Origin of the sequence: Sphingomonas sp., assembly GCF_017304635.1 — a bacterium.
Lineage (GTDB): Bacteria > Pseudomonadota > Alphaproteobacteria > Sphingomonadales > Sphingomonadaceae > Sphingomonas.
In genome coordinates this window covers 55,179-68,763 of record NZ_JAFKMA010000002.1, presented here as the reverse complement: position 1 = coordinate 68,763, position 13,585 = coordinate 55,179, and the positions used below count along the sequence as shown (strand labels likewise).

14 protein-coding genes are annotated in these 13,585 nt (G+C 68.6%); 8 read left to right on the top strand and 6 right to left on the bottom strand.

Annotated features, from left to right (window positions below; translation table 11 throughout):
• Nucleotides 1-140 precede the first annotated feature (140 nt).
• From J0I47_RS07390 to J0I47_RS07375, 4 genes are read left to right on the top strand one after another with little or no spacing between them, the layout of a single operon-like run.
• Nucleotides 141-1,022, top strand: a complete 882-nt coding sequence (locus J0I47_RS07390; protein WP_366809885.1) for a 2-dehydro-3-deoxygalactonokinase — start codon at nucleotides 141-143, stop codon at nucleotides 1,020-1,022.
• Nucleotides 1,019-1,666, top strand: a complete 648-nt coding sequence (locus J0I47_RS07385; RefSeq protein ID WP_294046031.1) for a 2-dehydro-3-deoxy-6-phosphogalactonate aldolase — start codon at nucleotides 1,019-1,021, stop codon at nucleotides 1,664-1,666. The genes J0I47_RS07390 and J0I47_RS07385 overlap by 4 nt, the downstream gene beginning before the upstream one ends.
• Nucleotides 1,663-2,658 (top strand): AraD1 family protein, encoded by a 996-nt coding sequence (araD1, locus tag J0I47_RS07380; RefSeq protein WP_294046029.1) that lies wholly within the window; start codon nucleotides 1,663-1,665, stop codon nucleotides 2,656-2,658. The genes J0I47_RS07385 and araD1 overlap by 4 nt, the downstream gene beginning before the upstream one ends.
• Complete coding sequence (locus J0I47_RS07375) at nucleotides 2,655-3,596, top strand: Gfo/Idh/MocA family oxidoreductase (RefSeq protein WP_294046027.1); 942 nt, start codon at nucleotides 2,655-2,657, stop codon at nucleotides 3,594-3,596. The genes araD1 and J0I47_RS07375 overlap by 4 nt, the downstream gene beginning before the upstream one ends.
• Before the next feature lie 173 nt (nucleotides 3,597-3,769).
• On the opposite strand, the gene J0I47_RS07370 is transcribed toward J0I47_RS07375, so the two are convergent.
• The 3 genes from J0I47_RS07370 to J0I47_RS07360 all read right to left on the bottom strand — a co-directional run bounded on the left by J0I47_RS07370 (nucleotide 3,770) and on the right by J0I47_RS07360 (nucleotide 6,345).
• Nucleotides 3,770-4,693, bottom strand: coding sequence for a glycosidase (locus J0I47_RS07370; RefSeq protein ID WP_294046025.1), 924 nt, complete (start codon nucleotides 4,691-4,693; stop codon nucleotides 3,770-3,772).
• Nucleotides 4,690-5,448 carry an SDR family oxidoreductase gene (locus J0I47_RS07365; protein WP_294046023.1) on the bottom strand — a complete coding sequence of 253 codons (759 nt, stop codon included), beginning with the start codon at nucleotides 5,446-5,448 and terminating at the stop codon, nucleotides 4,690-4,692. Before J0I47_RS07365 ends, J0I47_RS07370 begins: the two co-directional genes overlap by 4 nt.
• 261 nt (nucleotides 5,449-5,709) lie before the next feature.
• The gene (locus J0I47_RS07360; protein ID WP_294046022.1) at nucleotides 5,710-6,345 is read right to left on the bottom strand and encodes a TlpA disulfide reductase family protein; all 636 of its coding nucleotides are present in this window, start codon (nucleotides 6,343-6,345) and stop codon (nucleotides 5,710-5,712) included.
• A 16-nt stretch (nucleotides 6,346-6,361) separates the two neighbouring features.
• Here J0I47_RS07360 and argH point away from each other — a divergent pair, with 16 nt between their 5' ends.
• The 4 genes from argH to J0I47_RS07340 all read left to right on the top strand — a co-directional run bounded on the left by argH (nucleotide 6,362) and on the right by J0I47_RS07340 (nucleotide 10,389).
• Nucleotides 6,362-7,807: an argininosuccinate lyase gene (argH, locus tag J0I47_RS07355; protein WP_294046691.1), complete on the top strand. Its 1,446-nt coding sequence runs from the start codon at nucleotides 6,362-6,364 to the stop codon at nucleotides 7,805-7,807.
• A complete protein-coding gene (locus tag J0I47_RS07350; protein ID WP_294046020.1) occupies nucleotides 7,804-8,043 on the top strand; it encodes a hypothetical protein in 240 nt (79 codons plus the stop codon). Before argH ends, J0I47_RS07350 begins: the two co-directional genes overlap by 4 nt.
• Nucleotides 8,044-8,130: 87 nt before the next feature.
• Nucleotides 8,131-9,396, top strand: coding sequence for a diaminopimelate decarboxylase (gene lysA, locus J0I47_RS07345; protein ID WP_294046689.1), 1,266 nt, complete (start codon nucleotides 8,131-8,133; stop codon nucleotides 9,394-9,396).
• Nucleotides 9,397-9,432: 36 nt separating this feature from the next.
• Nucleotides 9,433-10,389, top strand: coding sequence for a zinc transporter ZntB (locus J0I47_RS07340; RefSeq protein WP_294046018.1), 957 nt, complete (start codon nucleotides 9,433-9,435; stop codon nucleotides 10,387-10,389).
• Here J0I47_RS07340 and fliS read toward each other — a convergent pair.
• The 3 genes from fliS to J0I47_RS07325 all read right to left on the bottom strand — a co-directional run bounded on the left by fliS (nucleotide 10,386) and on the right by J0I47_RS07325 (nucleotide 13,583).
• Nucleotides 10,386-10,790, bottom strand: coding sequence for a flagellar export chaperone FliS (gene fliS / locus J0I47_RS07335; protein WP_294046017.1), 405 nt, complete (start codon nucleotides 10,788-10,790; stop codon nucleotides 10,386-10,388). The genes J0I47_RS07340 and fliS overlap by 4 nt on opposite strands.
• A 1-nt stretch (nucleotide 10,791) precedes the next feature.
• A complete protein-coding gene (gene fliD / locus J0I47_RS07330) occupies nucleotides 10,792-12,264 on the bottom strand; it encodes a flagellar filament capping protein FliD (protein ID WP_294046015.1) in 1,473 nt (490 codons plus the stop codon).
• A 191-nt stretch (nucleotides 12,265-12,455) separates the two neighbouring features.
• Nucleotides 12,456-13,583 carry a flagellar biosynthesis protein FlhB gene (locus J0I47_RS07325; RefSeq protein WP_294046013.1) on the bottom strand — a complete coding sequence of 376 codons (1,128 nt, stop codon included), beginning with the start codon at nucleotides 13,581-13,583 and terminating at the stop codon, nucleotides 12,456-12,458.
• Between the last annotated feature and the right edge of the window lie 2 nt (nucleotides 13,584-13,585).

The window sequence follows — 13,585 nt, the reverse complement described above, 5'->3', positions numbered from 1 at the left end:
AATAGCCGAGCCGGTATGCGTAACGCTCCTGCCCGCTGAATTGTGCCAGCGCGCGGCGGGACAGCGGATCGTCAACGGCCAGCCGGCTTGACCCTCGCAAACGTTTTTATATTGTCGTACAAAATAGCAGGAGAAAGATCGTGGCGGCGGATGGCGCCTTCATCGCCATCGATTGGGGCACGACCAACCGCCGCGCGTACCTGATCGACGCGAACGGCGCGGTATGCGGCACGATAGCGAGCGATCGCGGCGTGCTGGCGCTGACATCTTCGGATTATCCGCGCGAGATCGCCGCGCTACGTGCGCACTTCGGTGTGGAACCCGTGCTTGCCGCCGGCATGGTCGGATCCAACCGGGGCTGGCACGACGTCCCGTATATCGACGCGCCAGCCACGCTAGACGATCTTGCGCACGGGACCGTCGAAGTGGCGCCGAACGTTCGGATCGTACCCGGAATCGCCGTGCGCGGCGGCGGGCACGCCGACGTCATGCGCGGCGAGGAAGTGCAGGTGCTGGGCGCGATCGCCGCCGGAGCGGCACCCGCCGATGCCGCTTTCTGTCAGCCCGGCACTCACAATAAATGGATCGCAACGACGGACGGCCACATCGTCGATAGTGCCACCGCCATGACCGGGGAGTTGTTCGCGCTGCTGCGCCAGCACGGTACGCTCGCCCAGATGATCGCGGGCGAGGTGACCGATGGCGCCGCCTTTCGCGACGGCGTCGCCCGTGGCGCGGGCGCGACCGACCTTGCCGCCGCCCTGTTCGAGATACGCGCGGCGGTGCTGCTCGGCCGGTTGGCCGCGGCCGATGCCGGGGCCTATGCCAGCGGCGTGCTGATCGGCGCGGATGTCGGCGCCAGACGCGATCTGGCCGCGCGGCCCGTTCACCTCCTCGCCAGCGGCGCGCTAGCCTCGCTGTATCGAGTGGCGATCGAGGCGTGTGGCGGCCGCGTCGTCGCGCTCGACGCCACTGCCGCGTTCGTCGCCGGCATCCATCGCATTCGGGAGTTGACCGCATGAGCAGCAAAGAGTGCGTCGGGGCGGCGTTCGATGCTGCCTTCGCGGCCTGCCCGCTGGTCGCGATCCTGCGTGGACTGACGCCGGACGAAGCGCCGGCGGTCGGCGACGCGCTGGTGGCCGCGGGTTTCACCTTGCTCGAAGTGCCGCTCAATTCGCCCGATCCGTACGCCAGCATCGCCTTGCTCACGAAACGGCTGCGCGGCCGCGCGATGGTCGGCGCCGGCACCGTGTTGAACATCGAACAGGTCGACCGTGTCGCGGCGGCGGGCGGCAACCTGATCGTCTCTCCCAACACCGATGCGGCGGTGATCGGCGCCAGCGTCGCCGCCGGGCTGGTCTCGCTGCCCGGCTATTACACCACCAGCGAAGCGTTCGCCGCGCTGGCGGCTGGGGCGACCGCGCTCAAGCTGTTCCCGGCCGACGCTGCCGCGCCCGGGATGCTCAAAGCGCAACGCGCGGTGCTGCCCCGCGAGGCACGCGTGCTGGCGGTCGGCGGGATCGCGCCCGACACGATGGCGCCGTGGCACGCCGCCGGTGCGGACGGCTTCGGGCTCGGGTCCAACCTCTATCGACCCGGCAAGGCGGCCGACGATGTCGCCCAAGACGCCGCCCGATATGTCGCCGCCGTGAAGGATATCGCATGACCTCGCTTCGCCTCCTCCAGCACCGCGCCGACGACGGCCGACGCCGCCTGATCCTGGCCGACGATACCGGCGCCCGGTTCCTGCGCGAGCCGGAGACGACGCGCGCGCTGGCCCTTGCCGCAATCGCGGAAGGGCAGTCGCTCGCCGAAGCGGCCCGCGCGCGGTTGACCGACGAGGGCGTCGATCCCGCGGCCGAGCTTGCCGCCGGACGGTTGCTGGCGGCGATCGATCATCCCGATCCGGCGCGATTGCTGCTGGCGGGCACGGGACTCACGCATCTCGGCTCGGCCGAAGGTCGCGATGCGATGCACAAGGCGGCCGCCAGCACGGACCGGCCGACCGACTCGATGCGCATGTTCCTGGACGGGGTAGAAGGCGGCAAACCCGCGTCCGGCGTAACCGGTCAGCAGCCCGAATGGTTCTACAAGGGCGACGGCCAGGGACTGGTCGGTCCCGGCGCCCCCCTCACCTCCCCCGCTTTCGCGCAGGACGGCGGCGAAGAGCCGGAACTGGCCGGCATCTACCTGATCGGGGCGGACGGTACGCCGTTTCGCCTGGGCGTCGCGCTCGCCAACGAATTCAGCGATCACGTGACCGAGCGGCACAATTACCTGTGGCTCGCCCATTCGAAGCTGCGCCCAGCCGCGCTCGGTGCGGAATTGCTGCTGGGCACGCCGCCCGCCGACATTCGCGGCACCAGCCGGATCGTCCGCGACGGCGCGACTTTGTGGGAAAAACCGTTCCTGACCGGCGAGGACAACATGTCGCACCATCTCGCCAATCTGGAAGCCCATCATTTCAAATATGCCGGATTCCGTCGGCCGGGCGACGTCCACGTCCACTTCTTCGGCACCGCGACATTGTCGTTCGCCGATGGCGTGCGAACGCAGCCGGGCGACGTGTTCGAGATCGCAGCGGCGCCTTTCGTGCTGCCGCTCAGCAATCCGCTGGCGGTGGCGTCGGCCTCCCCGGTCGTGGTGCACGCGCTGTGAGCGAGCCGATCCGCCTGGCGGTCGTCGGCATGGGCAAGATCGCCCACGACCAGCACCTGCCCGCGATCGCTCGATCACCCGATTTCGAGCTGGTCGCCACCGTCAGCCGGCATGGCGATCCGGTCGGCGAAAAGCCTTTCTTCCGCGACATCGCCGACCTCGCCGCGAGCGGGATCGCGGTCGATGCCGTCGCGCTCTGCACCCCGCCCCAGGTCCGCCGCGCCATCGCGACGTTCGCGATCGATCAGGGCTGGCACACGTTCCTCGAAAAGCCGCCCGGCGCGACCCTGGCCGAAGTCGTGGCGCTACGCGACCACGCGGCGGCACGCGGCGTCAGCCTGTTCGCCAGCTGGCACTCGCGCTATGCCGCCGGCGTGGAGCCGGCGCGCGACTGGCTGGCCGATCGCACGATCGTCGGCGCGACGATCACCTGGCGTGAGGACGTGCGCCACTGGCATCCCGGGCAGGACTGGATCTTCGAGCCCGGCGGCTTCGGCGTGTTCGACCCCGGGATCAACGCTTTGTCGATCGCGACGCGCATTCTGCCTCATCCGTTCTTCGTCGACCGGGCGGAGATCGACGTGCCCGCCAACCGCGCCTCACCGATCGCGGCGCGAGTCGATTTCCGTGACACGCACAGTGCGCCCATCGTGATGGACTTGGATTTCCGGCAGGAAGGTCCGCAGAGCTGGGACATCCTGGTCGAGACCGACATGGGCAAGCTGGCGCTGGCTCAGGGCGGCGCGGTGCTGACCATCGACGGTCGCGCGCCGCCGACCGCTTCCGACACGCTCCACGGCGAATATCGCGGCCTGTACCACCGCTTCGCCGCGATCATCCGGGCCGAGACGTCGGACGTCGATGTCGGCCCACTGCGACTGGTCGCCGACACGTTCCTGCGCGCAAGGATCAAGACGGTCGAGAATTTCGACTGGTAACTTGTCCGCGGGCACGCTCTCGGTGAGGTGAGACGTTCGTAATCTTTGTTCCAACTTGCTCTGCTGATAAATATCCGCCGCTCGACCTTGAGCGACGGAATGGGGGCGGCTCAGCGGGAAAGCGAAAGACAAGCGATCTTAAGGTGTTATCCCCGTTCCCTCGTCGGTAACGCTCAACTCCGCCGGATCCTTGCCCGCGCCAGTTTGCGGTCCTCCAGCGAATAATACAGCCAGATCGTCCCGTCAGCGACGATCGCCGAGGCGGCGAAGGCGATGTCGGTCGCCGCGCGATCGGTGCCCGGCGGCGGCACGATCAGCGGTTCGATGCCGCGGTCGACCACGCGCGTACAGGCCCGGTCGAACACCACCCAGCCGATCCGCCAGCGCGCGTCCTGCGTCGCACCGTTGTAGAACATCACCGGCCAGTCGGGATGGTCGGTCAGGATCGGGCCGGTCGACAGATGCCAATTGTCCCAGCTGTCGTCGCGCGGGCGCAGCGGGGTGGGCTGCTCGTCCCAGGGTCCGTTGATGTCGCGTCCGAGCGCGAGGCCGATCCGCGACGCCTGATCCTCGGCATATTCGTAGAACAGCCGCCATTCGCCGTCGACCGTGCGCATGACGGTCGCTTCCTTGGTGTTGCCCTCCGACTTGGACGAGGCGAGCGCGATCCCGGTCTTTTCCAGCCGATCGACGGCCGTGCCGACCGCGTAGAACAGTTCGCCGTGCGCCATGTCGGCGGCGACGCCGGTGTAATAGACGACATAGCTGCCGTCGTCGCGCTTGAGCACGGTCGGGTCCTCGACCCCGCCGGACTGGTCGGGATCCGGCCCGGGAACGATCGCCGGTTCCGGCAGCATGGTGAAGGTCTGGCCGTCGTCGCTCCATCCGGCCCAGATGACGCCGGTGTCGGTCTTTTCGGCATCGGCTCGCGGCACCGCGCGGACCATTATGCCGAGCCGGCCGTCATCCTGCCAGACATAGGGGCTCATCCAGTCGCGGGCCATCAGTTCGGGCGGGCCGACCAATGCGACCGGCTGGATCTCGCGAACGTTGAAATCGACCGGCCCGAGCGCCGGCACCACGGCGTCCTTGCTCACGCGCCGAGCGCCTGCATCAGCGACAATCCGCCGTCGATTGCGATCCGTGCGCCGGTGATGTAGCTCGCCTCGCTCGACGACAGCCAGCGGACCAGCGCCGCCACCTCCGTCGCATCGCCGGCGCGGCCCATCGGGATGTTGTCGGTCAGCGTCTTGCGGTAGGCGGCGTCGCTTTCGGCCCGGGCGTTCATCGGGGTCAGGATCATGCCGGGCTCGACCGCGTTGACGCGGACGCCGTTCGCCGCCTCCTCGATCGCCAGCGTCTCGACCAGGTTCGACAGGCCGCCCTTTGCCGCGCAGTAATCGGCGCCACCGGCGCGCACCGCATAAGCGTGGATCGAAGAGATGTGGACGATCGACGCGGGCACGTCGGCTGCTCGGCTGGTCAGGAACCGGCGGGACGTAAGGAAGGCGCCGGTCAGGTCGGTGTCGAGCAACCGCTGCCACTGCGCGAGCGGCATGTCGCGCACCTTCACGCCGGTCATGTTGAGCCCGGCCGAATTGACCAGCACCGATGCGGGACCCCATTGGCGCTCGACCGTGTCGAACGCCGCGGCGACCGACGCCTCGTCGCCGACATTGCATTGCACCGCGATGCCCTGGCCGCCCGCCTGCTCGACCGCCGCGACGCTGGCTTGCGCTGCCTGGGCATCGTTGAAGTACAGGACCGCGACGCGATCGCCACAGCCGCCGAAGGCCGCAGCACACGCCGCACCGATTCCGGACTCGGCCCCGGTCACCACCACGCAACGCATAAGCCGTCCCCTCGCCGTTGAGCCGGACCTTAACGCAGATTGGTCGCGGAGTTTCCGTCGGGGAAGCGATTTGGGGGCGTCGATACTTACATCAGGTGATAATTTCGACGTCAGGACGGGGTTCCGCCATGCGAATCGCCAGCAAGTTCGCCTGCACCTCGCGTGCTACATTTCCGCCGGCTGCTCCAGAACAAAAATAGCGCGTTCGCTCGCGTGCAACGGAAGCTCGAGCGCCAACCGTAATACGCGAATGTCCTCGCCCTACTTCGCCTCCGCCAGCAATGCCTTCGCTTCCGGCGTCGCCCAGTCCATGCCCCCGGTCTTGCGCCAGACCTCACGGCCTTTCGCGTCGTAGAGGATCGTCGTCGGCAGGCTGGGGTTGCCGAGTGCCTGGCCGAGCGCGTTCTTGGGGTCGGTGTAGGGCTTCAGGGCTTTCAGGTGCATCTGCGCGAAGAACGGCTGGACCGCCTTGGCGCCGTCCAGATCCTGGCTGACGGCGACGACGGCCAGGTTGCCGCCGCCGGCGATCGCGTCGAGCGACGGCATCTCGATCTTGCACGGGCCGCACCACGTCGCCCAGACGTTGAGCAGGAACGGCCGCTGCGCGAATGCGCCGAGCGTCAGCGCACCGCCGCCGGGCATCTCGAACGCGGCGGTCGGGGCGGCGGCGCCTTGGTGGCTGCGGTCGATCTTGCCCGCCGCCTCCGGCGTCGTCGGCGCGGCGGTCGCCTCGTCGGGACTCACCGCGTTGACGTCGGCATCGACCGGGGCGCCGGCATTATCGGCCGTCGCGCTCAGGCGTTCGCTCGCGTTCGCTTGCTCGTTGACGGTCGATTGCCTATCGCAGCCGGCGATCAGGACCAGGGTGGGCAGCAGGGCTAAAGTGAGCGATCGCACGGATACCTCGAACGCGATGTGGGGGGGACGGTTCGCCGAGGGACCGGCCGCGGTGATGCGCGAGATAAATGCCTCGATCCCGTTCGACAAGCGAATGTGGCGCCAGGATATCGCCGGATCGAAGGCGCATGTCGCGATGCTGGAGGTGCAGGGCATCGTCGGCGCCGCCGATGCCCGCACGATCGCCGAGGGGCTCGACGCGGTGGCGGCCGACTATGCGCGCGACGGCGTGCCCGACGATCTCGCGCTCGAGGATATCCACATGCTGACCGAAGCGCGGTTGGCCGAAAAGGTCGGGCCGGTCGCCGGGCGGCTGCACACGGCGCGGTCGCGCAACGACCAGGTCGCGACCGATTTCCGGCTGTGGGTGCGCGATGCGATCGATCAGGTCGGCGCGGCGCTGGGCGAGTTGCAGGATGCGCTGATCGCGCGCGCCGACGAACAGGCCGAGGCGGTAATGCCCGGCTTCACCCATCTCCAGTCGGCGCAGCCGGTCACGCTCGGCCATCACCTGATGGCCTATCACGACATGATCGCGCGCGACCGCAGCCGCTTCGCCGACGCGCGGGCGCGGATGAACCGGTGCCCGCTGGGCAGCGCGGCGCTGGCCGGGACCAGCTTCCCGCTCGACCGCGAGGCGACCGCCGCCGCGCTTGGGTTCGACGGGCCGACCAGCAATAGCCTCGATTCGGTCAGCGATCGCGACTTCGCGCTCGATTACCTGATGGCGGCGACGCAGTGCGCGCTGCACCTGAGCCGCCTCGCCGAGGAGTTCGTGATCTGGGCGTCGCAGCCGTTCGGGTTCGTGTCGCTGTCCGACCAATGGTCGACCGGCAGCTCGATCATGCCGCAGAAGCGCAACCCCGACGCGGCCGAGCTGGTGCGCGGGCATGCCGGGCGCATCCTGGGCTGCATGACCGCACTGTCGGTAACGATGAAGGGCCTGCCGCTCGCTTATTCGAAGGACATGCAGGACGACAAGCCGCCGGTGTTCGAGGCACACGATCTGCTCGCGCTGTCGGTCGCGGCGATGACCGGGATGGTCGCGAGCGCGACGTTCCGCATCGACCGGATGCGCGCGCTGGCGGAGAGCGGCTTCGCGACGGCGACCGACCTTGCCGACTGGCTGGTACGGGAGGCCGGGCTGCCGTTCCGCGAGGCGCATCACGTCACTGGTCGTGCGGTGAAGGCGGCGGAGGAGGCCGGCGTCGCGCTCGACGCGCTGCCGATCGAAACGCTGAAGCGAATCGATGACCGGATCGACGAACGCGTCTATGGCGTGTTGAGCGTCGATGCCTCGGTCGCCAGCCGCACCAGCCTGGGCGGCACAGCACCGGTGCGGGTGCGGGAGGCGATCGCGGCCGCGAAAGCGGCACGCGACAGCGAAAGCGCGGCCGCGAAAGCGGCACGCGAAAACGATAGCACGGCCGCGAAAGCGGCGCGGGCGGAGGAAATGAAGTGAAACGGATCGTCCTTGTCCTCGCCCTCGCCGCTTTGTCGGGCTGCGGTGCCGCGCGCGATTTGCAGCCGGTCGCCGGACGGGCGCTGCCTCCCGCTCCGTACGGTGCGACCGCGACGCCGACGCCGACCCAGTTGCTCACCGCCTCCAGCCAGGCGCGGCCGCAGCGCAGCGACGACGTCTTGACCAGTTCCGAAGTACGGCAGGGCAACGAATTCGACCTGCCGCCCTCGCGCTGAAGGTCACCTGTCCACCTGACCCCGTCACACGCGGCCCCTGGATTGCTTCGCTGCGCTCGCAATGACGGATAAAATTTGAGTTTGACCATGTTCGAAGATTTCCGCCTGATCGACGGCGAGTTGCACGCCGAGCACGTCCCGCTGTCGCGGATCGCGGCCGAGGTCGGCACGCCGGTCTACGTCTATTCGCGCGCCGGGTTCGAGCGGCAGGCGGCGGCGTTCCGCGACGGCCTGAAGGATTGCGGGCCGATCCACCTTGCCTATGCGATCAAGGCCAACCCCAACCTCGCGGTGCTGCGCGTGATGGCCAATGCCGGCTATGGCGCCGACGTCGTGTCGGGCGGCGAGCTGGAGCGCGCGCTGGCGGCGGGGATGGCGGCGAAGGACGTGGTGTTTTCGGGCGTCGGCAAGACCCGCGTGGAACTGACCCAGGGCCTCGACCGCGGGATCGGCCAGTTCAACCTGGAGCTGGAAGCCGAAGGCGTCGCGCTGTCGGAGATCGCCGCGGCGCGCGGCCAGCGCGCGCCATGCGTGTTGCGCGTCAATCCCGACGTCGATGCCGGCACCCACGCCAAGATCTCGACCGGCAAGGCGGAGAACAAGTTCGGCGTCGCGATCGGCGATGCGCCGGCGATCTATGCGCGGCTGGCGCAATTGCCGGGCCTGAACCTGCGCGGGATCGCCGCGCATATCGGCAGCCAACTGCTGAGCCTGGCGCCGCTCGAAGCTGCCTACCAGCGGCTGGGAGCCTTGGTCGCCGAACTGCGCGGGGCGGGACATACGGTCAGCCATGTCGATCTCGGCGGCGGGCTCGGCATCGCGTACAAGGCCGGCGACGTGCCGCCGACCCCGGCCGATTACGGCGCGATGGTCGCACGCGTCACGCGCGACTGGGACGTCACGCTGATGTTCGAGCCCGGGCGGCTGATCGCGGGCAATGCCGGCGTGCTGCTGACGCGAGTGATCTGGGTGAAGCCGTCGCCGGCCAATCCATGGGTGATCGTCGATGCGGCGATGAACGACCTCGCCCGCCCCGCGCTCTACGACGCATGGCACGATTTCGCGGCGGTTCGCCCGACCGGTGAGCGGTTCGTCGCCAACATCGCCGGTCCGGTGTGCGAAAGCGGCGACACCTTCGCCAAGGCGCGCGAGATCGATCGCGTCGGCGAGGGCGACCTGGCGATCTTCCGCACCGCCGGCGCGTACGGCGCGACGATGGCATCGACCTACAACAGCCGCGCGCTGGTCCCCGAAGTCATGGTCGACGGCGACCGCTACGCGATCGTCGCCGACCGCATCCCCGCCGCCCAGATCATGGCCGAGGAGCGAGTGCCCGAATGGCTGCAGGCGTGACGGATCGAATCGCGGCGCGCGCCGGTTGATGCGGGCATGAGCGGCTTCGCTTATCACGTCAGCGGGTCAGGCAAGGCGACCAAGCGCGACATCAAGGACGCGCTGGAGGTCGATGCCGGATTCGTCTGGGTCCATCTGTCGACCAACAACGAGCGCGCGCAGGCGTGGCTGACCGAACGCGCGAAGCTCGACCAGTATCTGGTCGACGCGCTGACCGCGAACGAGACGCGGCCGCGCTGCGAACAGTTCGGCGACGGCGCCCTGCTCAACCTGCGCGGGCGGTCGGAGGACGTGCTGACCTCGTCCGACCCCCTCGCCTCGGTCCGCATCTGGGCGTTCGACGGCCGCGTCATTTCGGTCACGCGCAAGAAACTGGTCGCGATCGACACGGTCGAACGGAGCGTGGCGGACGGCAAGGTGCGCGACCCCGGCGACCTCATCACCGAATTCGCGACGGCGATCACCGCCGATCTCGACCCGGATGTCGCCGACCTGGGCGACGACCTCGACGAATGCGAGACCAAGCTCGACGCCGACCGCGTGTTCGAACTGCGCCGCACCGTCACGCGGGTGCGTGCGCAGTCGATCGGCTATCGCCGGTTCCTCAGCCCGCAGCGCACCGCGCTGGAGAAGCTGGCGACGCTGCCGGTCGACTGGCTGGGTGACGACGACCGCCTGCACCTGTCCGCCGCCGCCGACCGCGCCGCGCGGATGGCCGAAGAACTGGAAAGCATCCGCGAGCGGTCGGCGCTGATGCACGAAGCGCTGACCGACCTGCGCGCCGAACAGATCGACCAGCGGGGGCTCATCATCTCGATCGTCGCGATGATCTTCCTGCCGCTGACCTTCCTGACCGGACTGTACGGCATGAACGTCAAGGGGCTGTGGCTCGCCGACCAGCCGTGGGCGTTCGATGCGATCGTCGGGATCTGCGTGCTGACCGCGGTCGGCGTGACGACCTATTTCGTCCGCCGGCACTGGTTGCGGAGTTAGGCCCGCCCGCGCGCCTGCGCCCAGGCGGCGGCGATCTCGCCGACATTGCCGGCAACCTCGCGGAACGGGCGCGCGTCCTGGCCGATACTGGCGTCGATGATCGTCTTGCGCGCACCGCTGTAGAGCCGCGCCAGCGTCTGCGACACGTCGCCGCCGCTGTCGAAGTCGAGCCCCGATTCGAGCGCGAACAGGATCGCGGTCGCGCGCGTCACCTTCTCGCTCTTCAGCGCGAAGTCGCGCCGCTCGGTCGCCAGCGCGGCGACGTTGAGCGCGCGGACGAGCTCCTCGTAGAGCAACTGCACCAAAGCGGCGCCGTCGGCCTCCGCGGTGCGGCCGACCAGGTCGATCTGGCGATAGGTCGCATAGGGGTCCGCACTCAGCGCGGTCGCGTAGGCAGGCATGTCAGCCGCTCTTGTTCCAGGCGGCGATCTGGTTGGTCAGGAACGACTGGGTCGACTTGTAGGCGGCGACCTTCGCGTTCATGCTGGCGAATTGCTGCGTCAGCCGGTCGGTCATCGCGCTCGACTGCGTCGTCAGGTCGTCCTGCTCCTGGCTGACCGTCGCGGCGAGTGCGTTGTAGCGCGTCGTCGAGGCGCCCAGCCCGAACAAGGTGCTCGACGTGTTGAGCGACAGCGAATTGAGCGCCGCGGTCAAGCCGTCGGTGCTCGCGGTCGAATACGAGAACATCGCCTCGACCGCGTCCGGATTGTTGGCCATCGCGCGGGCGAGCGCCGTGTCGTCGACCGACAGCGTACCGTCGCGATTGGTCGTCACGCCGATCTCGCCGAGCGTGGTCGGCGTGCCGGCGGCGACGCTGCCGAGCAGCGTCGTGGTCGTCAGCCCGCGCAACGATCGCGCCAGCGACTGCGCCGCCGCGTCGTTCTTCAGCGGCCCGGTCTTGGGATCGAGCTGATCGTTCAGCGTCTTCAGCACCTGGTTGTAGGTGTCGACGAAGTCCGACACCGCGCCCTTCAACGCGTCGGTCTGGGTCGTGCTAGTCAGCGACACCGGGGTCGTGCTGACCGCGTTCAGTTGCAGCTTCACGCCGTTGATGAGGTCGCTGATGCTGTTCGACGCGCGTTCGACCGTGACGCCGTCGACCGTCAGCCGGGCATTCTGCGCGCCCGAGGTCAGGCTGGTGCCGGTCGCGCCGACCCCCACGTTCAATTGCGCGAGGTTGCCGGAGGGATCGTCGGTCGCTTGCAGCGTGAAAGCCTGGCTGGTCCCGCTCGCACCCTTCATCGACAGATAGGCGGTGCCGTCGGAATCGGTCACCACCGACGCGGTGACGCCGGCATTGGCGCCGTTGATCGCCGTCGCGATGTCGTCGAGGCTGCCCGAACCCGACGGGATCGTGATCGCGACCGGCGTCGCGCTGCCGGGCGTGAACCCGGTCATCGTCGTCTTGTCCGAACTGTAGGTCGCGGTGCCCAGCGTCAGCGTCAGCGTCCCGCTGCCCAGCACCGTGCTGCGGCTTGCGATCGGCGCCGTCGTGCGCGCGGCCTGGCCCGACGCGAGCTGGCTGACCGTCACCGACGACGACAGACCGTAGAGCTTCGCCCCCGACAGCGCGGTCGCGGTCAGCGTCGAGGTGTTCGACGATACCGGCTGGCTCTGCAACGTACCGCCCGTGGTCAGCGTCTTGAGCGCGCTGGCGAACTGGCTGACGGTGCTCATCAGCGTGGAAGCGCCGGAAATCTGCGCGGTGATCGCGTCGGACTGCGTCTTGAGCGTATCGGTCTTGGTCGCGAACTGCGCGTTGACCAGCGCCGTCACCAGCGATCCGGTATCGACCCCCGATCCGCTCGACAGCGAGGTGAACAGCGCCTGGGCCGCCGATGCCGTCGTGTTGCTCGTGCTGGTGGTCGTGGTCACGTCAATGTCTCCGCGCGCGTCGCCTCACAGAACGGCCGAAACGCTCAAGAATTTAGGACTTTTGAGCTGTTTTTGTCGCGGTGCCGGCCCGCTCCCCCACCCGACCACCCAATCAGTTTATCCTAGTGGACGGTCGGGTGGGGGAGCGGGCCGGCACCGCCACGTTTGAGCCGCGCTGAAACGCCAAAAAACTACTGCTTCACGCCGTTTTCGTCGAAGCGCGCGGTGGTCGGGACCTCGACCGCCGGCTGCATCGCGCCGGCGCGGCGGTTGAGGCCGAAGACGAACGCCAGCACGGTCGCGATCGCGGCGTAGAGGTCGTCGCGCACCTCCTGCCCCTCGCGGCTGGTGTAATAGACCGCGCGGGCCAGCGCCGGATATTCGAGGATCGGCACGTCGGCCTCGCCCGCCACGTCGCGGATCGCGAGCGCGGTGACGCCGCGCCCCTTCGCCACCACCACCGGCGCGGCGTCGGTGCCGCTGTCGTAGCGCAACGCGACCGAGAAGTGCGTCGGGTTGGTCAGCACGACGTGCGCCGACGCCACCGCCTTGCGCACGCTCTTGCGGCTCATCTCGCGCTGGCGCTGGCGGACGTGCTGCTTGGCCTCGGGCGAGCCTTCGCTTTCCTTGTGCTCGTCCTTCACTTCCTGCTTGGTCATGCGCAGCTTCGACAGCAGGCGGACGATCTGGATCGGCAGGTCGATGCCGGCGATGACGACGAGGCCGCCGGCCATCGTGAACAGGATCGCGATGAATGTCCCCGATACTTCGCCGACCGCGCCCGACACGTCGGCGGCGGACGCCAGCGCGATCGTCGGCCGCGCCGTCCGCCACAGCAGCCATACGCCGATCCCGCCAAGCAGGATCACCTTGAGCAGCGACTTGCCGAGCTCGATCCAGCCACTGGGGCCGAAGATGCGCTTGATCCCGCTCGCCGGGTTGATCCGCGAGAATTTGGGCTGGAGCAGCTTGCCGTTGAAATGCACCGCGCCGAGCCCGGCCTGGCTGAAGATCGCGACCACCACCGCCATCGCCAGCAGCGTGCCCATCGCCGGCGCCAGCGTCAGCCCCGCCTGCGCGAGCGGCTTCAGCGGCGCCCAATCCTCGATATCGCCGCGCCCGAAGCGCAGGCTCGCGGTCATGATCGCCCCGCACCCGCGCACGACCGATTGTCCGAACAGCGCGAGCCAGCCGCACCCGGCCAGCACCATCAGCGCCGTCGCGAAATCGCGCGACTTGAGGATGTCGCCCTGCTCGATCGCGTCCTTCCGACGCTTGGCTGTCGGGAGTTCTGTCTTGTCGCCCTCATACTCGGCCATCG